The organism is Micromonospora sp. RB23, assembly GCF_053585025.1.
The window spans coordinates 1,158,986-1,176,377 of the sequence record NZ_CM132111.1; the positions used below are offsets into that span (position 1 = coordinate 1,158,986).

At 71.0% G+C, this 17,392-nt stretch carries 18 protein-coding genes and 1 pseudogene; 12 read left to right on the forward strand and 7 right to left on the reverse strand.

All coding sequences use genetic code 11. From position 1 onward, the window contains the following. Nucleotides 1–108 precede the first annotated feature (108 nt). Nucleotides 109–681 (forward strand): PH domain-containing protein, encoded by a 573-nt coding sequence (locus tag ACTFTM_RS05405; RefSeq protein ID WP_449564753.1) that lies wholly within the window; start codon nt 109–111, stop codon nt 679–681. Nucleotides 682–724: 43 nt separating this feature from the next. Here ACTFTM_RS05405 and ACTFTM_RS05410 read toward each other — a convergent pair whose 3' ends face one another. The 4 genes and pseudogenes from ACTFTM_RS05410 to ACTFTM_RS05425 all read right to left on the reverse strand — a co-directional run. Then, nucleotides 725–1,522 (reverse strand): MaoC/PaaZ C-terminal domain-containing protein, encoded by a 798-nt coding sequence (locus tag ACTFTM_RS05410; protein ID WP_449564754.1) that lies wholly within the window; start codon nt 1,520–1,522, stop codon nt 725–727. Next, nucleotides 1,519–2,229, reverse strand: a complete 711-nt coding sequence (locus ACTFTM_RS05415; RefSeq protein ID WP_449564755.1) for a GtrA family protein — start codon at nt 2,227–2,229, stop codon at nt 1,519–1,521. Before ACTFTM_RS05415 ends, ACTFTM_RS05410 begins: the two co-directional genes overlap by 4 nt. 63 nt (nt 2,230–2,292) lie before the next feature. Next, a complete protein-coding gene (locus ACTFTM_RS05420) occupies nt 2,293–2,829 on the reverse strand; it encodes a GtrA family protein (RefSeq protein WP_449566550.1) in 537 nt (178 codons plus the stop codon). Nucleotides 2,830–3,034: 205 nt separating this feature from the next. After that, nucleotides 3,035–3,134, reverse strand: a pseudogene (locus ACTFTM_RS05425) (GtrA family protein); the annotation flags it as partial. Nucleotides 3,135–3,270: 136 nt separating this feature from the next. Between ACTFTM_RS05425 and ACTFTM_RS05430 the strand changes: the two are divergent. The 4 genes from ACTFTM_RS05430 (at nt 3,271) to ACTFTM_RS05445 (ending at nt 8,235) form a co-directional block, all read left to right on the forward strand. Beyond that, complete coding sequence (locus tag ACTFTM_RS05430; protein ID WP_449564756.1) at nt 3,271–5,115, forward strand: phosphoenolpyruvate carboxykinase (GTP); 1,845 nt, start codon at nt 3,271–3,273, stop codon at nt 5,113–5,115. Nucleotides 5,116–5,152: 37 nt separating this feature from the next. Further along, complete coding sequence (locus ACTFTM_RS05435; RefSeq protein WP_449564757.1) at nt 5,153–6,019, forward strand: hypothetical protein; 867 nt, start codon at nt 5,153–5,155, stop codon at nt 6,017–6,019. A 271-nt stretch (nt 6,020–6,290) separates the two neighbouring features. Then, complete coding sequence (locus tag ACTFTM_RS05440) at nt 6,291–7,433, forward strand: NAD(P)/FAD-dependent oxidoreductase (RefSeq protein WP_449564758.1); 1,143 nt, start codon at nt 6,291–6,293, stop codon at nt 7,431–7,433. Between the two features lie 31 nt (nt 7,434–7,464). Next, complete coding sequence (locus tag ACTFTM_RS05445) at nt 7,465–8,235, forward strand: isoprenyl transferase (protein ID WP_363678495.1); 771 nt, start codon at nt 7,465–7,467, stop codon at nt 8,233–8,235. A gap of 5 nt (nt 8,236–8,240) precedes the next feature. Here ACTFTM_RS05445 and otsB read toward each other — a convergent pair whose 3' ends face one another. The 3 genes from otsB to ACTFTM_RS05460 form a co-directional block, all read right to left on the reverse strand. Continuing rightward, the gene (gene otsB / locus ACTFTM_RS05450; protein ID WP_449564759.1) at nt 8,241–9,065 is read right to left on the reverse strand and encodes a trehalose-phosphatase; all 825 of its coding nucleotides are present in this window, start codon (nt 9,063–9,065) and stop codon (nt 8,241–8,243) included. 67 nt (nt 9,066–9,132) lie between these two features. Then, the gene (locus tag ACTFTM_RS05455) at nt 9,133–9,486 is read right to left on the reverse strand and encodes a hypothetical protein (protein WP_421474537.1); all 354 of its coding nucleotides are present in this window, start codon (nt 9,484–9,486) and stop codon (nt 9,133–9,135) included. 162 nt (nt 9,487–9,648) lie between these two features. After that, nucleotides 9,649–10,092, reverse strand: a complete 444-nt coding sequence (locus tag ACTFTM_RS05460; RefSeq protein ID WP_355239439.1) for an XRE family transcriptional regulator — start codon at nt 10,090–10,092, stop codon at nt 9,649–9,651. A gap of 264 nt (nt 10,093–10,356) precedes the next feature. On the opposite strand from ACTFTM_RS05460, the gene ACTFTM_RS05465 reads away from it, so the two are divergent. From ACTFTM_RS05465 to ACTFTM_RS05495, 7 genes are all read left to right on the forward strand, one after another. Beyond that, nucleotides 10,357–10,713, forward strand: coding sequence for a hypothetical protein (locus ACTFTM_RS05465; RefSeq protein WP_449564760.1), 357 nt, complete (start codon nt 10,357–10,359; stop codon nt 10,711–10,713). A gap of 31 nt (nt 10,714–10,744) precedes the next feature. After that, nucleotides 10,745–11,098 (forward strand): hypothetical protein, encoded by a 354-nt coding sequence (locus tag ACTFTM_RS05470; RefSeq protein ID WP_449564761.1) that lies wholly within the window; start codon nt 10,745–10,747, stop codon nt 11,096–11,098. Between the two features lie 378 nt (nt 11,099–11,476). Beyond that, a complete protein-coding gene (locus ACTFTM_RS05475) occupies nt 11,477–12,892 on the forward strand; it encodes a PhoH family protein (protein ID WP_449564762.1) in 1,416 nt (471 codons plus the stop codon). Nucleotides 12,893–13,170: 278 nt separating this feature from the next. Beyond that, the gene (locus tag ACTFTM_RS05480) at nt 13,171–13,848 is read left to right on the forward strand and encodes an aggregation-promoting factor C-terminal-like domain-containing protein (protein WP_449564763.1); all 678 of its coding nucleotides are present in this window, start codon (nt 13,171–13,173) and stop codon (nt 13,846–13,848) included. Nucleotides 13,849–13,955: 107 nt separating this feature from the next. Then, nucleotides 13,956–14,609, forward strand: a complete 654-nt coding sequence (locus ACTFTM_RS05485; RefSeq protein ID WP_449564764.1) for a rhomboid family intramembrane serine protease — start codon at nt 13,956–13,958, stop codon at nt 14,607–14,609. A gap of 105 nt (nt 14,610–14,714) precedes the next feature. Next, nucleotides 14,715–15,683: an NAD(P)/FAD-dependent oxidoreductase gene (locus ACTFTM_RS05490; protein WP_449564765.1), complete on the forward strand. Its 969-nt coding sequence runs from the start codon at nt 14,715–14,717 to the stop codon at nt 15,681–15,683. 65 nt (nt 15,684–15,748) lie between these two features. Then, a complete protein-coding gene (locus tag ACTFTM_RS05495; RefSeq protein ID WP_449564766.1) occupies nt 15,749–17,359 on the forward strand; it encodes a hypothetical protein in 1,611 nt (536 codons plus the stop codon). Nucleotides 17,360–17,392 lie beyond the last annotated feature (33 nt).

Below are 17,392 nucleotides of genomic sequence, written 5' to 3' on the forward strand. Positions count from 1 at the left end.
CGAAAGTGCAAGATCGCGGAAGGTGGGGTCGGGCCGCGTGGCGGATGTTGTTCAGTGGCTCCCGGGGATTACCGTCGGCGCGTCAAAGTACAGGCGTTGGAGGTTGTCGTGGCGTTCCCCGAAGACGTGCTCACGAAGGACGAGCACGTCGTGCTGCACCTGCACCCGCACTGGAAGGCCCTGGTCCGGCCGATCCTGGTGCTGGTCCTCGCCATCGCCGCGGTGGTGGTCGGCGTGCTCCTGCTGCCCGAGAGTTCCGGCGGTTCGATCGCGTTGGCCGTGATCGGCGCGATCGGCCTGATCGCGGTCCTCTGGCTCGGTCTCTGGCCGTTCCTGGTCTGGCGTACCACCCACTACCTGTTCACCAACGAGCGCGTGCTGTTGCAGCAGGGCGTCTTCTCCCGGGACCGGCGGGACCTCCCGCTCACCCGGATCAACGACCACTCGATGAACCAGCACTTCTTCGAGCGGCTGCTCGGCTGCGGCACCCTCACCATCGAGTCCGCCGGAGAGCGCGGCCAGTCGGTGCTCAAGGACGTGCCGGGGGTCAGCCGGGTGCAGACCACGCTCTACGAGCTGGTTGAGGCGCAGCACGACAAGCACTCGCTGGGCGACGGCGAGATGCGCGACATCCTCGCCGACATGCGCGAGGGCAAGCCGCTGCGCGACACCACGAGCTGATCTCGGCGCTGATCGCCCCGGCCCGCGAGCAGGGCCGGGGTGATCAGGCGTGTTGTTCGGCCCCGGACGCCGCCGAGGGCCCGGCCTCGGACGGCCGAGCCTGCGTCGGCGCGGTCTGTGCCGGGCCGTTCTGTGTCGACACGGTCTGTGTCGGGCCGTTCTGCGTCGGCGCGTTCTGCGCCGGCCCGTTCTGTGTCGGGCCGTTCTGTGTCGACACGGTCTGTGTCGGGCCGTTCTCCGCCGGGCTGGCCTGCGTCGGGCCGGCCCCGGCCGGGCCTGCGGAGGGCTGTTCGGCAACGCCGGGCCCTGCCGAGGCCGGCCCGGTCGACGAAGGCTGCCCCTCGACCGGCCGTAGCGCGAACCAGCCGCGGAAACGTGTCCGCAGCACCTCCTGCTCGGGCTGGCCGTCCGGGCCGAGGCGGAGCATGGCGCCGGTGAGGATGACGGTGCCGAGCCCCGGGCGAGCGTCCGAGGGGCGGGCGCCCATCACGTCGACCCGGACGGCGAGGCGATCCCCGGCACGGACTGGGGCGAGCCACCGCAACTCCTCCAGACCGGGGGAGGCGTCCGCCGCCGCGCGGGACAGCAGGTGATCGACGTACGCCCGCATGAACAGGCTGACCGTGTAGAAGCCGCTGGCGATGACGCCACCGTGCCGGCTGGCCTCGGCCAGCTCCTGGTCGACGTGGTACCACTGCGGGTCGAAGCGCCGGGCGAAGGCCCGCATCTCGTCGCCGTCCACGGTCACCGTCCCGAGGTCGACGGTGAGCCCCGGAACGAGGTCCTCGAAGAACAGCTCGGCGGGCGCTCCGGTGCCGGAGCGGAGAGCGGGAGGCGTCACCGGCGGGGGGCGCGACGAGTGCCGGCGTGCAGCTCCGCGGCGAGTTCCGCGTCCAGGTCGGCGGGGAGGCCGGCGGCCAACGGCCGCCCCTGCACGGGAGCGGCGCCGGTCGGGCCGGGTGTCGGGCCGGGCCGGTCGGTGGACTGCGCCTCCTCCAGCTCGGAGACCGATTCGGCCAGCTCGGCGACCGGGTCCATCTCGGCCATGGTGTCCCACTCATCGCGCGGGATGTCGTGCCAGGTGGGCTCGGTCTTCGTGGCGTCCTCGGACGGCGTGACGGGTTGGAAGACGAACGTCCGGTAGGACCAGAAGCGGAACAGCGTGGCCAGCAGGACACCGGCGGTCTTCGCCACGTTCAGCGCGAGTAGGCCGTGTACGCCGAGTCCGTACTTGGCGGCGGCCACGGCGCCCAGCTCGATGAGCAGGCCGGCGCCGTTGAACAGGAAGAACAGGACGTACTCCCGACGAAGCGCCGATTTCGGGCGATCCCGGTACGTCCAGTGGCGATTCATCAGGTACGACGTGATCGTGGCGACGACCGTCGCGATCACGGTCGCCTTCAACTGACCGTTGACGAAAACGGTAAGTGCAAGGACATTGAACACCGCGTAATTGATGACGGTGTTGATGCCGCCGACGATGCCGAATTTGAGCGCCTCGTGGATGAACTTCTGCCAGCGCTCAGGCAGCAGACGGACAAGACGCATGCGAAACACCTTAGGGCAGTGGGTAAAGCCGGCGATCACCGGCCGGACGAGGTGGGCGGCAGGTCACGCCCCGTGATCCCGGTCGGGCTCCACCTGCGGAACGACCGGAGTTCCCGCTTCGACGAAGACGAACCGCCGGTAGGACCAGAATCGGAACAGCGTCCCGAGGCCGGTACCCACGACGAAGCTGGCGATGTTGTCGGCGAGCTGCGTCTGGAACACCGCCGGCCAGACGCTGCCGAGCCCGTACCGGCTGATCGCGAGGCAGCACACCGCGATCCCGAGACCGACAGCGTTGAAGAAGAAGAACAGCGCGTACTCCCGCGCGGGGTTGCTGCGTTGGCGGTGTCGCCAGGTCCAGAAGCGGTTGCCCAGGAAGGCGAAGGTCGCGGCGATCACGGTCGAGATGGTCTTGGCCGTCACCTGTTCCATGCCGCGCGCGGTCGTCAGGTAGTTGAAGAGCGCGAAGTCGATGAGGAAGGCGATCCCGCCGACGGTGGCGAACTTGCTCATCTCGCGCACGAGGTGACCGAAACGGTCGAGAAGTGCGCGGACCAGACCCGGTCGGGTCTGCCGGGGGCCCGGTTGCTCCCCGGTCATCGTGGCGGCCACGGGGCGAGCCTACCGGCTGTCGAGGTATCGGCGGGGGAGCAACGGCGAGGGGGACATCGTCGCCGATGGCGACCCTTTCACCCGGTGTGCCGCTGTTGAACGCAGCGTAACCAGGCGGGAGGACTGATGCGCCTCGGAACGGGAATCCGCCAACCGGTCGGCAGGGTGGGTTGACGGCCCGACCGGAACGCGCGTCGACCGGGGTGCACAACAAGATTTGCGTGAAACTGCGCAGGAAAGCGGGTATCAGATCGTGATGCCGCAGCGTGGCCGTAGCTTGTGCAGTTCTTCACAACCAGTCCCACTGACTCGGAAGGCTGCCCGGTTTACGCTGAGGCCAATCCCAGGTTTCCACGAAGGCGGCGCATCACGTCGCTGAGACTCGTGCATCCCATAGATCGGTCAGCGTCGACCACAAGGAGATGTGTCATGGTTGCTCCGGCTGTAGTGCGGGGTATCGATCAGGCCCCGACGTCCCATCCGAAACTGCTTGCCTGGGTCCGTGAGGTCGCGGAACTGACCACCCCCGACCGGGTCGTCTGGGTGGACGGGTCCGACGAGGAGTGGCGTCGCCTCACCGATGAGCTGGTCGAGGCCGGCACCCTCATCCGGTTGAACCCGGAGAAGAAGCCGAACTCGTTCTACGCGCGCACCGACCCGTCCGACGTCGCACGGGTCGAGGAGCGCACCTTCATCTGCTCTGTCGACGAGGCGGACGCCGGCCCCACCAACAACTGGATGGCGCCGGCCGAGATGAAGCGGACGATGACCGAGCTGTACCGCGGAGCGATGCGCGGTCGGACGATGTACGTCATTCCGTTCGTGATGGGCCCGGTCGAGGCCGAGAGCCCCATGTTCGGCGTCGAGATCACCGACAGCCCGTACGTGGTGGCCTCGATGCGCATCATGACCCGAATGGGCGCCTCGATCCTTGAGGCGATGGGCGACGACGCGGACTTCGTGCACGCGCTGCACTCGATCGGCGCACCGCTCGCCCCGGGTCAGCAGGACGTGGCGTGGCCCTGCAACGAGACCAAGTACATCTCGCACTTCCCGGAGACCCGCGAGATCTGGTCGTACGGCTCCGGGTACGGCGGCAACTCCCTGCTCGGCAAGAAGTGCTACTCGCTGCGTATCGCCAGCGTGATGGGCCGGGACGAGGGTTGGCTCGCCGAGCACATGCTCATCCTCAAGATCACCTCGCCCGAGGGCAAGGTGCACCACATCGCCGGCGCCTTCCCGTCGGCCTGCGGAAAGACCAACCTGGCGATGGTGGAGCCGACCATCCCGGGCTGGAAGGTCGAGACCATCGGCGACGACATCGCCTGGATGCGGTTCGGTCCCGACGGCCGGCTCTACGCGGTCAACCCGGAGTACGGCCTCTTCGGCGTCGCGCCCGGCACCGACTGGAAGACCAACGCCAACGCCATGCGCACGCTGGACCGGGGCAACTCGATCTTCACCAACGTGGGCCTCACCGACGACGGTGACATCTGGTGGGAGGGCATGGGCGAGCCTCCGGCGCACCTCATCGACTGGAAGGGCAACGACTGGACGCCGGAGAGCGACAGCCTCTCCTCGCACGCGAACAGCCGGTTCTGCACCCCGATCACGCAGTGCCCGATCCTCGCCGACGAGTACTTCGACCCGAACGGGGTCCCGATCGACGCGATCCTCTTCGGCGGTCGCCGCAAGGACACCATCCCGCTGGTGACCGAGGCCCGCGACTGGGTGCACGGCGTCTACATGGGCGCGACGCTCTCGTCCGAGACGACCGCCGCCGCGTCCGGCGCGGTCGGCGTGGTCCGCCGCGACCCGATGGCGATGCTGCCGTTCATCGGCTACCACGCGGGCGACTACTTCCGGCACTGGATCGAGATGGGCAAGGGCGCCGACGGCGACGAGGCCAAGCTGCCGAAGATCTACTACGTCAACTGGTTCCGCAAGGACCCGGACGGCTCGTTCCTGTGGCCGGGCTTCGGCGAGAACTCCCGGGTGCTCAAGTGGATCGTCGAGCGCATCGAGGGCACGGCCGACGCGGTCGAGACCCCGGTGGGCATGGTCCCGGCGCAGGACGCGCTCGACGTCGAGGGACTGGACATGACCCCGGAGGACGTCCGGATCGCGCTGAAGGTCGACCCGGACGAGTGGCGCAACGAGCTGCCGATGATTACCGAGTGGTTCGAGAAGTTCGGTGACAAGCTGCCGGGCGTGCTCTGGGCCGAGTTGGACGCGCTGCGCGCCCGACTGGACGCGGCGCAGCCCCAGCGGTAGGTGTGAACCTCGCCCGCCGCGGGCAACAACGGATCCCATGAGGACGGCCGCCGAGACCGAGGTCCGGCGGCCGTCCGCCGTCCGGGCGCTCACCCTCCTGCTCGCGACGACCGCGGCGGCCACCGTCGTGGTCGAGCTGCTCAATTGGTGGTACGCCCCGGAGCAGGGCTTCGGCCTGGCCGTACGCACCGGCTGGGCCATGCTGCGCTCGTTCGGCTTCCTGCTGCTGATCGGGCACGTGCGCCGGGGCCGGACGGTGGCCCGCCCGTTCGGGCTGATCCTTGCGGTCACCACGATCTTCGCCGTCGGCCGGCTGATCGTGCCCCGGCAGGGAGTGCCGCCGCTGCCGGGCCTGCTCGGCTTCGCCGTGCTCACCGCGCTCTGCGTGGCGGTGGTCTGGCTGCTCTACCGCTCGTCGGCGCTCGCCGGGCATCTCGTCCGGCACCGGCCCCGGCTGGTCATCGACAGGGCCGGCATCTCGTGGCGGGAGACGCCGCCGCGCCGGCCGCAGGCGAGCGCGTGGTTGTTGACCAGCCGCGTGGCGGCGTTCACCTACAGCCCGCTGATGCTGGTGCCGGCACTGGTGGCCGGGGGCGCGATCCTGGACGACCGTCTCTCCGCCGTACCGGCCGTGCTGTTCTGGTTCGGCGCCGGCATCGCGGCCAGCTACGCCGTGCTGTTCTGCACCGCGTTCCTGATGCGCGGCAAGGACTGGGCTCGTGGCCTGCTGGTCGTCGTCACGCTCGGCGTACTCGTGGTGGACCTGCCGCTGTGCTGGTGGCTGCTGGGCCTGGACGGCCTGGTCCGCGACGGCGCCCCGCTGCTAGCGGCCGCGGGCCTGGCCCTCTACGGCCTACGCCGTGCGGCCCGCACCCCCGACGCGGACGCCGCCGTCCCCGCCTGAACCGCCCCCACCCACCGCGCCGATCATGGACTTGTGGTGCCTGATGTGCGGTGCTCTGCGGCTTTTGTTAACCACCACAACACCATGATCGACGGTGTGGGCCGGACTTCGACGACGTCGGACCGGGCGCGCCGCCGGGAGCGGGCCGGGCGGGCGGCCAGGGGGCAGGATGGCGGGTGACGTCGGTCACCATGGCCGGCGCCGACGGCCCAGGTGATCGCCGGGCGGGACGGATACCAACCGTGCCGCCCCGGTCGGAGGGAGGCGCGCGGTGAGCGACGAGTTCGACGTGGTGGTGGTGGGTGCCGGGCCGGCCGGAGCGGCTGCCGCCCTGACGGCCTGCCGGGCGGGTGCCAGCGTGCTGCTGCTGGACCGTGCCGACTTCCCCCGGGACAAGGCGTGTGGAGACGGCATCGCCGCCCACTCGGTGGACGTCCTCACCGAACTGGGGGTGACCGGGGCGGTGGCCGGGTACGCCCCGCTGCCCGCGCTGCGGATGGTCGCGCCGGGCGGCCAGGCAGTGGCTCGGGCGCTGCCCCGGCCGGCGTACACCGTGCCCCGGGAGGTCTTCGACGCGCGACTCGTGGCCGCGGCGGTGGCCGCCGGGGCGCAGTTGCGTCGGCACAGCGTCCGCCGCGTACAGCCGCGTGGGGACCGGGTGGTGCTCGACGGGGAGCTGTCCGGCCGGGTGGTTGTGGGCGCGGACGGCGCCGGGTCGGTGGTGCGCCGGGCCCTCGGCCATCCCGTCAACCCGGACCGGCACCTCGCGCTGGCCATCCGTGGGTACGCGCCCGCGCTGCCCGGCCCACCCGAGCAGCTCATCGTCACCTCCAAGGCGCGCTGGCCGGCGTACGCCTGGTCGTTCCCGATCGGCGACGGGCGGGCGAACGTCGGGTACGGGGAGGTGCTGCGTGGCGAGCCGTTGAGCCGGGCGTACCTGCTGGACCGGTTGGTCGCGCTGCTGCCCGGCACCGACCTGTCGACGGTGACCGCGCTGCGTGCCCACCACCTGCCGCTGTCCACGCACCGGCCGACGCCGGGTCGGGACCGCACCCTGCTGGCCGGCGACGCGCTGTCGTTGATCAATCCGTTCACCGGGGAGGGGATCTTCTACGCCCTGCTCTCCGGGGCGTTGGCGGGGGCCGCTGCGGCGCGTGAGCCGGAGGCGGCGGCCCGCCACTACACGGTGGGTCTGCGTCGTCGCCTCGGCACCCATCTGCGCCACAGTTCGGTGGCCGCCTGGTTGGCGCGGCGGCGGCGGGTGGTCGACGCGGCGGTCCGGGCGGCCCGCCGGGACGACCGTGTGTTCGACGACGTGGTCGAGTTGGGGCTCGGCGACGGGCGGCTCACGGCCCGTACGCTGGGCATGATCGGCATCGAACTGTCCGGCGGGGATCGCCCTCCGAAGGGGTGATCCGGCGGGCGGGTCGCTACGCTGCTAGGTGATGACGCTGCGGAACCTTATCTACTCCGTCTACGAGCGCCGGCTCACGGCGAAGCTCGCGGGCAAGCCGGTGCCCCGACACGTCGGGGTCATGTGCGACGGCAATCGCCGGTGGGCCCGGGAGATGGGCTACGTCGACCCGAACGACGGCCACCGCGTCGGCGCGGCGAAGATCAAGCACGTTCTCGGGTGGTGTGACCAGGCCGGTATCGGGCACGTCACGCTCTATCTGCTCGCCACCGACAACCTGCGCCGCCCCGCCAGCGAGCTGGACCCACTGCTGCAGATCATCGAGGACCTGGTGGTGGAGCTGGCGGAGGAGGGCAATCCCTGGCGGCTGCGCATCGTCGGCGCGCTGGACCTGTTGCCGGCCCAGACCGCCGCCGCGCTCAAGGGCGCCGAGGAGCGTACCCGGGACCGCAGCGGCGGCGCGGAGGTCAACATCGCGGTCGGGTACGGCGGTCGGCGGGAGATCACCGACGCCGTGCGCTCACTGCTGCTGGAGCACGCGGCATCCGGCGGCACCATCGAGGAGCTGGCCGAGGTGCTGGACGTCGAGCACATCGCCGAGCACCTCTACACCCGTGGTCAGCCCGACCCCGACCTGGTCATCCGCACGAGTGGGGAGCAGCGACTGTCCGGGTTCATGCTGTGGCAGTCCGCGCACTCGGAGTTCTACTTCTGCGAGCTGAACTGGCCGGACTTCCGGCACATCGACTTCCTGCGGGCACTGCGCTCGTACGCCACCCGCCAGCGCCGATACGGCGCCTGACGGTCTCAGGGAAGCTGGCTCAGGGCCCGGGTCAGGAAGTCGCCCAGCGCGGCCGGTGACTCGATGGTCAGGTCGGCGGCGTCGGCCACCTCCTGGCCGGTCTCCGGGTTGGCGACGGCCACGCAGACACCGAAGAACTCCGGGTCCGACTCGGCGCGGGCGCGTAGCGCCGCGAACGCCTTGATGTCGGAGACGTCGTCGCCGAAGTACCAGGCGCCGGTGGCGCCCCGGACCACCTCGCCGATCACCATCCCCTTGTCCCGGTCGACCGGTGGCTTGAGCTCCAGCACCATCCGACCGGCCTGCACCCGCAGCCCGAGGCGGTCGGCCTGCGCCTGACCCCACTGCTGCACCGTCGGACCGAGCTGGGGGGCCGTACGCCAGTGCAGCGCGACGGAGAGCCGCTTGTACTCGACGAGGGCGCCGGGTGGCAGTTCCTCCCGGGCCAGGTCGGCCAGCTCGGCCATGGTGGGCACCCAGGGCAGCGCGGTGGGCTCGGTGACGGTGTCGCCACCGGAGTGGCTGTGCTCCAGGCCGTAGAGGCCGTAGAGGTCCACGCCGCTGAGCTCGCCGAGGCGGTCGCGGAGGAACTCGACGGGCCGCGCGGAGACGATCGCGATCCGCTGCACCACCGGGGCCAGCGCCTCGATCGCGGCGAGCGCGTTGGGCGCGGGACGGACCGCCGTCGGATCGTCGTCGACGGGCGCGAGTGTGCCGTCGAAGTCGAAGAAGAGCACGGTCCCGCCGGCCCGGCCGGCGGTTATCTGCCATGCCTGGTCGGCGTTCAACGGGGTCCTCGGCTGGTGGTTGCCCAGATTCAACGGCGGCACGCGCGTCAGCGTACCCCGGCGTTGGGGGCTCATTCCTGGCCGAGCGGACCCACCCGGCGGCGGTCGGTCAGCGTTCGGCGGCCCCTCGTCCACGGCGTCCGAACGGCACCACCGCCGCCTCCTGTCCGTGGCTGAGCAGGTAGCCCTCCACGAAGCCGGTGTTGCGATCGCCGGTGTGGGTCTCGATCTCGTTGAGGCGTGCCACCAGGAACTCGGTGAGCGCGCTGATCCGGTCGTTGAGCCGCTCGTGCAGTTCCGCGACGACGGCCAGGACGACCGCCGTGCCGGCGCTGGTGAGCGCGAGAAGGTTGACGAGCAGCGGCAGCTGCCCGCCGTTGACCGCGAGGGTCACCACGTTGCCGGTCGCCCACAGTGTCATCGACACCGTGGCGACCACGACTCCCCACCACTTCAGGGTCATGGACAGACCCCTCCTTCTGTCCCGCAGGGCTAGGTTCGGCCTTGTCCCGTCCCCCCGCCGATGACGAGCCCAAGCAGTACGAATAGGGACGCTAGCGTGCCCGTTCCTGCCCCGGAGCGAAACGAATGAACCTGACCAGGCGTTCTTTCGCCATTTGAGGAACTACCCGGCTTGATTGCCTCTTTTTCGGACATCGACCGGCAACGTTGGGCGGTATGCGAGGTATCTAATGGTTTCGCGGATGTGGAACTTCTCCGCGTCCGACACGTTGGGGTCGACCAGGCGGCGCAGCAGGGCCTCCACGTCCGGGTCCATCGGCGGGGCCGGCTGGCCGGCGCGCGGGCCGCTCGCGGTGCGGTCCCAGCCGAGCGCGGCGAAGGCGGCGGCGGGGTTCAGGCCCAGGCCCTCGCAGAAGGCGACGACGCGTTCGGCCTCGGGGTCGCTGGCCCAGTCGCCACGGACCCACCGGTTGATGGTCTGCCGGGAGACGCCGGTACGCCGTGACACCTCGGTGCCGCTCCAGGCGCGGGTGGCCCGCGCCTCGTCGAGGGCGCGCCGAACGAAGGTGGCGAAGGCGATTTTTCGCGCGTTGGCCGTCTCGGTCACCCCGTGACGGTACGACCAGCCGTCCGCAGGTGTTTGCCCAGGCACGCTGCTGTCACGCAGACGTGACGGAACGCTCGGATTCGGGGTAAACGATCCAGCACCGCTTTGGAGGGGTGTCACCCGGGCAGAATAGATGCCCGTCGTGGCGAATGTAAGGGGACGAAAAGCTGATACTGTCACGCTCATGGGACAATCTACGGTGTGTCACGTGCATGAGACGACTGGTGCTCACATGCGTCACGCTCCCGGTGCCGAGGGGGTGTGGTGACCGAGCTCGCCACCCGAGCCCAGGCCTTCGGGCTGATCGCCGAGGGAGTGGCAGCGGGGCTGAGTGCCCCGTGGCGCCTCTACCTCGCCCGAGGCTGCCGATACCTGTCGCTGAGCGTCGGCGACCGCACCGAGTGGAACGCCTGGCGTACCCATCTCGGCTGCCCCGAGTTGAGCGTCCGGGTCTACGACGCCGGCGGGGAGATCCGCCGGTCCTCGGTCGCCGAGATCGTGCTCGACGGCTGCCGGATCACCGTCGAGCTGGTCGAGGAGGTCAGCACCGACGACCTGGACCGGCTGCTGGTCGCGGACCCCACCGCCGATCCCACCACCGTCGAGCCGGAGGAGCGATGAACCGGCGTCCGGGCCGGACGGGGGCCGCCCGATGAGCCCGTTCCTCGTGGTCTTCCTCGTCCTCGTGCTCGGCGCCACCAGCTACGCCGCCGGCCGCCTGCACGGGCAGCTCAGCTACCGGATCGGCTACCGCTTCGGCTACCGCCAGGGCTACTTCGACGGCGATCGGGGCGCCTGGAACCGCCGTCGGCGCGACGCCCAGGCGGCGATCGCCTCCGCGCTGTCGGTCTCCTCGCCTGCAGCCGTCCGCTCCGCCGGCACGGTCGTCCGCCCCGACGCGGCGGCCCGCCCCGGCACCACCTACACCGGCTCGTCGTTCACCGCGCCGGCCGCCCCGATCACCGGGCGGCACCCGACCGGCACGCTCGTTCGACGAACCGGCTGAGCCGGCCGGCGGGTCGCCGAGAGCGTCCCGCCGACCGGCGCGCGGAAGCGCGGTGCGTCGTCCGCGGCGGACACGCACCGTCGGGGTCACGTCAGACCGGTGACGGTGGCCCCGCCGGCCGGGATGCGCGCAGGGGGCATGCATCCCGGCCGGCTCATCCGTTCGGGGCTGTTCACACGGCCGTCTCCGGAGATCCACGATCGCCCCTAGCCGGGACGGTCCGCCGCCGCTAGCGTCTAGGCATGGCGCGGGGTTCTCCCGAGCCAGCCGGTCCACCCGGATCTGCGACCTCGCGCACGGGGTTCCGCATCCGACCCCTCCGGGTACCGGACGAGGCGGAAAACGGGTGGCCGGGTGCCCATCCGTCGGAGCAGGCCTGTGACGACTCGCCGTACCACCGCCGGTGCCGACCAGACCCCGGCCGCGACTGCCACGACCCGCCGTGCCACCCGGAGCCGCCGTGCGGCGGACGCCGCGCCGGCCGCGAACAAGGAGCCCCGACCAGCGGGGCAGGCCTTCGTTCTGGACACCTCGGTGCTGCTGTCCGACCCGGCGGCGTTCCACCGCTTCGCCGAGCACGAGGTGGTGCTGCCACTGGTGGTCATCACCGAGTTGGAGGGCAAGCGGCACCATCCGGAGCTGGGCTGGTTCGCCCGGCAGTCGCTGCGGATGCTCGACGAACTGCGCATCCTGCACGGCCGCCTCGACCGACCGGTGCCCGCCAACGATGCCGGCGGGACGCTGCGGGTGGAGCTGAACCACACCGACGACGGCGTGCTGCCGCCCGGGTTCCGCACCGAGAGCAACGATGCCCGGATCCTGTCGGTGGCGCTCAACCTCGCCGCCGAGGGGCGGGACGTCACGCTGGTCAGCAAGGACATGCCGCTGCGGGTGAAGGCCGCCTCGGTGGGTCTGCGCGCCGACGAGTACCGCCACGGCCAGGCCGGCGACCCCACCTGGACGGGCATGTCCGAACTGGAGCTGGGTGAGGAGCAGATCTCCGCGTTGTACGCCGGCGAGACGCTCGACCTCGACGAGGCCGCGGGCCTGTCCTGCCACACCGGCCTGGTGCTGCACTCGACGCGCGGCTCCGCGCTCGGACGGGTCCTGCCGGACAAGTCCGTCCGGTTGGTCCGGGGCGACCGGGAGGCGTTCGGCCTGCACGGTCGCTCGGCCGAGCAGCGCGTCGCCCTCGACCTGCTGCTCGACGAGACGATCGGGATCGTCTCGCTGGGTGGCCGGGCCGGCACCGGCAAGTCGGCGCTGGCTCTCTGCGCCGGGCTGGAGGCGGTGATGGAGCGTCGCCGGCACAAGAAGGTGATCGTCTTCCGCCCGCTGTACGCCGTCGGCGGTCAGGAGCTGGGCTATCTGCCCGGGTCGGAGTCGGAGAAGATGTCGCCCTGGGCGCAGGCGGTCTTCGACACGCTCGGCGCGGTCGTGCACGAGAACGTGCTGGAGGAGGTCACCTCGCGGGGCATCCTGGAGGTGCTGCCGCTGACCCACATCCGGGGTCGCAGCCTGCACGACGCCTTCGTGATCGTGGACGAGGCGCAGTCGTTGGAGCGCGGGGTGCTGCTCACCGTGCTGTCCCGGATCGGGCAGGGGTCGCGGGTGGTGCTCACCCACGACGTGGCCCAGCGGGACAATCTGCGGGTCGGCCGCCACGACGGTGTGACCGCGGTGATCGAGGCGTTGAAGGGCCATCCTCTCTTCGCCCACGTCACGCTCAGCCGTTCGGAGCGGTCGCCGATCGCCGCGATGGTGACGGATCTCCTGGAGGACATCCCGCAGTGATGGGGGTTTTGTAACCTTTCGTCCCTATTCTAGGTGTGGTGCAGGTCACAAACCGGTCGGTCGGTTTCCCATGTGCCTCACTGTGCGCGATGGTGTCCCACGAGCGCCCACGCACCACAGGCATCGTCGGTGATCGTTCGCCCGAGGTCAGGGCGGCATCAGTGACGGTCGGTGCGTCGGCGCGACCGGCTCACCGGTCGGGGCGCTCACGGCACGGCCGAGGGCCGACGTGGCCCGGTGCCGCGCCGTGTCCTTGCCCCCGACGAAGGGAACACTTCGTGAGTCGGCTGTGGAGCCGGTTGGGTGCCCGTACGGCCGCTGTGGCGTTGCTCTCCGTGGGCGTCGCCGGTGGCTTCTACCTGGGCGAAGATCGGGAAACCCAGCAGCAGGGCCTGACCGCCCAGGTGGGCGTCGAGGTCGACCGGGTCGACTTCGCCTACCAGCGCGAGCGCCAGGCCGACCACCAGGTCGCGTTCGCCCGGCAGCGGGCCGCCGAGTACCAGGCGAAGCTGCGGGCGGCCCAGGCGGCCAAGGAGGCCGCCGAGCGGGCCCGCAAGGCCGAGGCCGCCGCGGCGTCGCGCAAGCGCGAGCGGGAGGCCGAGGAGAAGGCGGCCAAGCCGTACGACGGGCCGATCCCGGCGTCCTGCGCCGAGTACAGCGGCAACCGCAAGATCGGCTGCGCGCTGATGCTCGAGAAGGGCTTCGGCATCGCCGAGTTCCCCTGTCTGGAGAAGCTCTGGACCAAGGAGAGCGGCTGGAACCACAAGGCCAGCAACGGCTCCTCCGGTGCGTACGGCATTCCGCAGTCGTTGCCCGGCAGCAAGATGGGCTCGGTCGCGGACGACTGGCGGACGAACCCGGCCACCCAGATCATCTGGGGCCTGGGCTACATCAAGGGCAAGTACAAGACGCCCTGTGGCGCCTGGACCTACTTCCAGAACAACGGCCACTACTGACGACGTACGACGGCGGGGCGGGTGGACGACCACCCGCCCCGCCGTCGCGCGTATCCCAGTCGGGACGTGAGTGGCGGTCGGCCCCTTTTGCTGATAGCAGTTGGGGGGTGAGCCTGCACCCGCCAAGCGGCGACCCGTTCCGGTTCGGCACCGAGGCGTTCTACGCCTCGCTCGGCCGGGCCTTCGTCGCCATGTGCGCGGTGGTTCCGTTCCTTTTCCTCATCGAGGCGATCGACCAGGGGCTCGCGTTCGGCCTGGACGCGACCGCCGGCATCATCCCGCACCGCATCGACGGCCTCGACGGGGTCTTCTTCTCGCCGTTCCTGCACCACGGCTTCGACCACCTCTACAGCAACAGCATCCCGCTGATCCTGCTGGGCACCTTCGTGCTGGCCGCCGGCGCGCGCCGGTTCCTGTGGTCGACCCTGATCATCATCCTGGTCTCCGGCCTCGGGGTCTGGTTCACCGGCTCGCCCAACTCGGTGGTGGTCGGCGCGAGCGGGGTCATCTTCGGCTACCTGGGCATCCTGCTCACCCGCGGCATCGTCGAGCGCAGTTGGTGGAACTTCGCCGTCTTCCTGCTCGTCGGCCTGCTCTACGGCTGGCAGCTCGTCGGCATCCTTCCCACCGACGAGCGGATCTCCTGGCAGGGGCACCTGTTCGGGCTGCTCGGCGGCGTGGTGGCGGCGATCCTGTTCCGCCGTCGCCGACCCATGGTGGACGGTCCGGACTACTCGGGGTCCACCCTCAGCCTGCCCTGACCCGCTCGTCGGCGCGCCTTCGGGACATGCTTGCCGGACCGCTGCGCCCCGCCTACCGTCGAGATCAGCACGCGTTGATCCGCGAGCGGAAAGCGACGGTACGCCATGCGCGAGGTCGATGTCGCCGTGATCGGGGCCGGTCCCGCCGGTCTCTTCGCCGCGTACTACGCCGGGTTCCGGGGCCTGTCCGTGGCGGTGATCGACGCGCTTCCGGAGCCGGGCGGCCAGGTCACCGCCATGTACCCGGAGAAGCTGATCCTCGACGTGGCCGGTTTTCCCGCCGTCAAGGGTCGTGACCTGGTCGCCAACCTGGTCGCCCAGGCGGCGCCCTTCGCTCCGCGGTACCTGCTCGGCACGCGGGCCGAGAAGCTGTCGTACACCGGTGACCGTCCGGTGCTCGGCCTGGCCGGTGGCGAGCAACTCGGCTGCGGCGCGGTCGTGGTCACCGGCGGGCTCGGCAGCTTCAGCCCACGGCCGCTGCCCTGCGCCGACGGCGCCCCCGGCGCCGGCATCGTCTACTTCGTGACCGACCCGGCCGAGTTGACCGACCGGAACGTGCTGATCGTCGGCGGGGGAGACTCCGCCTTCGACTGGGCGCTGGCCCTGCAACCGCTGGCCCGCTCGGTGACCCTCGTGCACCGACGGGAGAAGTTCCGGGCGCACGCCTCGACGGTCGCCCGCGTCTTGTCCCTGCCGGTGCGGGTGGTCGTCAACGCCGAGGTCACCCGCCTGATCGGGGACGCCACGGTGACCGGCGCCGAGGTGACCGTGCGCGGCGGCGCGACCGAGACCCTGCCGGTGGACACGGTGGTCGCCGCCCTCGGCTTCACCGCCGACCTGGGCCCTCTCGCCGAATGGGGGCTCCGCCTCGACCGCCGGCACATCGTGGTGGACAGCGCGATGGCGACGAACCTGCCGAGGGTCTTCGCGGCCGGCGACATCACCGAGTACCCGGGCAAGGTGCGCCTGATCGCCACCGGCTTCGGTGAGGCCGCCACGGCGGTCAACAACGCGGCGGTCGCCATCGACCCGAGCGCGCACCTGTTCCCCGGGCACTCGTCGGACGCGGGCTGACCGTCGGTATCGGACACTGACCGGTCCGTGTCCGGATCGAGACGGGTCGACCGGACCCTGAGGGGATGACGGGGACCGGGGAAGTACGTGATGGCGCACCGACGACGCTGGCGTGGCTCTGCCACCCGACCACTTTGCTCGCGCTTGTCGTGCTGGTCGTCAACGACCATCTGTTCAAGGCGGCGTATCCGGGCCTGGTGACCGGCAAGCTGAGCGACGTCGCGGGCCTGGTGCTCGCTCCGCCGCTGGTCGCGGTGCTGCTCACGCTGCTGGTGCCGCGGCTGCCGGCCCACAGGGCCGCGCCGGTCGGCCTGGTCACGGTGGGCGTCGGGTTCGCGGTCGTCAAATCCAGTGGGTACGCCGCTGAGCTGGCCTCCTCGGCATGGACCGCGCTGGCGGTGCCCTCACTGGTCCGGGCCGACCGGACCGACCTGTTCACGCTGCCGGCGCTCGGCCTGGCGTGGTGGAGCTGGACGCGGGCCCGGAGGCGGCCGGTGCGGCACCGGACGGCCCGGTTGGTGCGGCTGCTGGTCGTGCTGCCGCCGGCGGTGTTGGCGGTGGCCGCCACCAGCGCGGCTGACTACCCGTACGCGCTCGGCACCACGACGCTCGACGGCCGCCCGGCGATCTCGGTCGGCTCGGGCTTCCAGGATCCGTACATGCCGGACAAGCCGTCCGAGGGCCGTTGGCGGCTCAGCGAGGACGGCGCGACCACCTGGCGGGAGTCCACCGACGACGAGGAGACCCGGCTGGACGCCCTGGAGTCCCCACGCCAGCGGGCGTGTGCGCCGGACGACCCCCGACGCTGCTACCGGGTCGTCACCGGGCACCTGCGGGTGGAGCAGAGCGACGACGCGGGTGTGACCTGGCAGGTGGCCTGGGAGGTGTCGGACGCCCGGCGCGACGAGTTGGCCCGCCGGTACCCGGACCCCGGCGACTTCGGTCGACACTTCTCATCCCGCGAACTGGTCGTCTACCCGCACGCCGGGGGTGGTCACGAGGTGCTGGTCGCCAACGGTCGGGACGGATTCGCACGCCGTCTGTCGGACGGCGCATGGCGGCGCGACGGCTTTCTCGGTGTCCGGTCCGCGGACCCCGCGCCCGAACTGCCCAGGCTGTACGACGGCGGACGGGTGCAACGTGAGGTCGATGTGTGGCTCGCCATCGCGCTCGTGTTGTTCCTCGGGTGCGCGGTCGCCGTGGTCGCGGGTCACCTGGCGATCCGACGTGGCGGCGGCAGTCGCTGGTGGGGGGTCGCCGGGGCTCTCGCGATCGTCCTCGGTGGACTCCTGCTGGAGGCCGCCTGGTCCTGGGCCGACGAGACGAGCACCTTGTTCACCGCGCTGTTCGTCGTGGTTCCGCTGGGCGCGCTGGCGGTGGGGGGCCTGCTCCTCGTTGCGTGGCTCGGCAGCGCGCCGGGCCGTTGGGTCGGGTTGGCCGTGGGCGACCTCCTGCTCACGGTGCTCCTGGCCGGACTGCCGCTGGCCGGCTGGCTGAACGGCGCTCCCGAGCCGACCTGGATGGCCGTCGTGCTGGCCCTGCTGGCCACCGTGCCGGGTCTGCTGCTGGCCGTCCGGCTCGCCCGGCTGGCCGACCCCACCCGCGAAGAGAACCGGCGGGACACTCCGCCCTACCCGCCGTACCAACCTCTGCCGCCGCGAGTGCCGCTGCACTGACACCTGGGCTGCGCCGGACGCATTGACAGCGCT

Coding starts and splice junctions, on each gene's coding strand:
- ACTFTM_RS05415 (WP_449564755.1), bottom strand. CDS start 2,229: ATGCGTCTTGTCCGTCTGCTGCCTGAGCGCTGGCAGAAGTTCATCCAC.
- ACTFTM_RS05420 (WP_449566550.1), bottom strand. CDS start 2,829: ATGACCGGGGAGCAACCGGGCCCCCGGCAGACCCGACCGGGTCTGGTC.
- ACTFTM_RS05430 (WP_449564756.1), top strand. CDS start 3,271: ATGGTTGCTCCGGCTGTAGTGCGGGGTATCGATCAGGCCCCGACGTCC.
- ACTFTM_RS05435 (WP_449564757.1), top strand. CDS start 5,153: ATGAGGACGGCCGCCGAGACCGAGGTCCGGCGGCCGTCCGCCGTCCGG.
- ACTFTM_RS05445 (WP_363678495.1), top strand. CDS start 7,465: ATGACGCTGCGGAACCTTATCTACTCCGTCTACGAGCGCCGGCTCACG.
- ACTFTM_RS05455 (WP_421474537.1), bottom strand. CDS start 9,486: ATGACCCTGAAGTGGTGGGGAGTCGTGGTCGCCACGGTGTCGATGACA.
- ACTFTM_RS05470 (WP_449564761.1), top strand. CDS start 10,745: ATGAGCCCGTTCCTCGTGGTCTTCCTCGTCCTCGTGCTCGGCGCCACC.
- ACTFTM_RS05490 (WP_449564765.1), top strand. CDS start 14,715: ATGCGCGAGGTCGATGTCGCCGTGATCGGGGCCGGTCCCGCCGGTCTC.
- ACTFTM_RS05495 (WP_449564766.1), top strand. CDS start 15,749: ATGACGGGGACCGGGGAAGTACGTGATGGCGCACCGACGACGCTGGCG.